This is a genomic window from Aquiflexum sp. (assembly GCF_041751335.1).
Taxonomy (GTDB): domain Bacteria; phylum Bacteroidota; class Bacteroidia; order Cytophagales; family Cyclobacteriaceae; genus Aquiflexum.
Map to the genome: position 1 here is coordinate 1 of NZ_JBGSXS010000036.1, position 2,720 is coordinate 2,720.

General features: G+C 38.2%; 1 protein-coding gene. It reads right to left on the reverse strand.

Going from position 1 to position 2,720, the window contains the following annotated elements; translation table 11 throughout:
• Nucleotides 1–2,307, reverse strand: a 2,307-nt coding sequence (locus ACEW8U_RS02000) for a SusC/RagA family TonB-linked outer membrane protein (RefSeq protein ID WP_373520363.1), incomplete at its 3' end; no start/stop codon positions are given.
• Nucleotides 2,308–2,720 lie beyond the last annotated feature (413 nt).

Here is a 2,720-nt window from a genome sequence, read left to right on the forward strand (position 1 = left end):
GTAATCAATTCTAAAATTCACACCCGTAGGTTTTTGGGTTCCATATCCAATTTCCAGTTCAAGACCTTTATTGGAGACATTACCAGCATTGATTACAGGAGGCGAACCACCTGGACCATAAGAGCCCAACAAAGCTGAAACTGCTGGTTGAAACAATAAATCCCTGGTATCCTTGATAAAGTAATTGGCTGTGAAATCAATACTTCTCCAGAGTGTAAAGTCCAAACCAATATTTGTTTGCAAGGTAGTCTCCCACTTCAGATCAGGGTTACTGGTAGCACCGATCGCAGCACCGTTGATGATAAAGTCATTGAAAACATATCTGGACAGCCCATTCATCAATCCCCTATATCTGAAAAGACCAATCTGATCATTTCCGGAAACACCAAAGCTGGCTCTTACCTTCATGAAATCCACTACATTACTATTACCAAAAAAGTCCTCATCAGATACGACCCAACCCGCGGATATCGAAGGAAAATAACCTATTCTGTTATTTGGCCCAAAGTTAGTAGATCCATCCCTTCTCAAAATGGCTGAGAACATGTATCTACCCTTCAACTCATACTCACCTCTAATAAAAGCCGATACCAATCTTTGTCTGGTCTGGAAAGAACCTGTCTGGTTTAAAAATCCTCCGGGAGCTTGACTGGCCGAAATATCTGCAAATGCAAGATCGTTATTAGGTATATTGAATGCAGTTCCGTTAAGACCCAAGTTTCTGTTACCAAAATAACTTACACCCAGTGTACCTTTGATTCTGTGAATATCCTGAAACCTCCTGTCATAATTAAGGAAAGACTCTAAGTTATAATCTAAGAATGTATTCCTATTCTCAAATACTGATGCACCTCTTTCTATTTGTGTACCACCTACATCCACAAGTACAGGATCTAGATTCTCATTTCTCGCACTATTGGCAAACTTACCAGGCCCGAACCAAGCTAGTGGAGAAAAGGATTTTCCATCAACCAAAGCAAAATTATATCCTGCCCTTCCATTCAAGCTAAAATGTTCATTTATTTGATAAGAGATTTCCTCTTTACCTACAATTTTATTTACAAAGGTTTCATTAAAGGTGTTTTCAATCTGTGCCAATGGATTAATAATGTCTGCCACATTTTCCAAATATGAAAACCTATCTCCAACAAAAACAGGTTCAGTTGGATAGGCATTGATGGTGTTGAACAAGACTGAACCAATTCCTCCTTGGGCAATTCCACTGGTTTGTTCGTGAGTGTACAAAAACACGCTTGTCAGCTTCACTTTGGGTGCCAATTCAGTGACAAAGTTAATCCTAGCGTTATAACGTTCAAAGTTTGATTTTGGTCCGCCTACTATACCTTGTTGTCCAAAATAGGAACCGCCAATTGAATAAGAAGTCTTCTCGGATCCTCCGGTAACTGTTAAGTTATATTCTTGAATCGGGGCAGTTTCGAAAATCTCATTCTGCCAATTGGTTCCTGAACCCAAGTTAACATTGTTAAACGGGGGGGCTATTCCGCCTTCAGCAAAAGCTTCGTTCTTTAAAATAGCATATTCTCGAGCATTCAAAAGATTCAGCTTTCGGGCAGTTTCCTGAACACCATAATAAGCACTAAATTCTACTGAAGCTTTGCTGTTGAGACTACCCTTTTTTGTTTCAATGATAATTACACCATTTGCAGCTCTTACACCATAAATACCGGCCGTTCCATCCTTCAGGACATTGATAGTTTCAATATCATTGGGGTTAAGTGAGTTGAGACCGGCAGCATCAAAAATAACGCCGTCCACTAAAATCAATGGATTATTATTACCAAAGGTACCTAATCCCCTAATTCTAATGTTAGAAGTTCCTCCCGGAGCTCCAGAGTTTGTGGTGATATTTACACCTGATATTTTTCCTTGTAATGCCTGATCTAAGCGAGGCATATTCATTTTGGCAACATCTTCTCCCTGAACTTGCGCTACAGCTCCAGTAAGTTCTTTTCTAGTTGCCGTACCATAACCAACTACGACCACTTCGCTTAAAGAGCTGATATCGCTTTGAAGTGTTACGTTTAAAGTAAGGTTGCTCCCAACTCTAAATGTTTGTGACTGAAACCCGATGAAGCTGAACTTTAGCTCATCACCCTCTCTACCTTCAATGGTAAAATTACCATCTAAATCCGTGATCGTACCTGTTGCAGTACCGACCTTTAGGATGTTGACTCCTGGAAGGGTTTCTCCACTATCATCAACTACTCTTCCGGAGATCATACCCGTTTGGGCAGTAATTCCGAAATGAATACCCATGGTCAAAATCAACCATAAAATTCTTTTCATAAGTATATTTTGGATTTAATTATTAATACAATCAAATCACGACATATTAAATACAAAAGCAAAAAAACAAACCACATCAATACTACATCACTTAACTTTTATTTCTTTCACAAAAACTCAGCAAAAGATAAAATAATTAAGGATCAAAGCATTTAGCGCAATTTTTCTGAATTAGTTTAAACACAACTTTCTTCAGACATATACATCAATAAAAAAAATTATTACCTTGCCAAGGTTACAATTTACCCAAAATGAAATACCAATCCCTTTTTCTTATTCTGACTTTTGTCTCCTGGAATTCATTGGCACAAAATCCAGGACTTCCATTTTCCAAATTTTATTCCAGCGAAGAATATCAAGGCGGGATACAAAACTTTTCTTTTACCCAAAGTATTTCAGGATTGATTTATGTG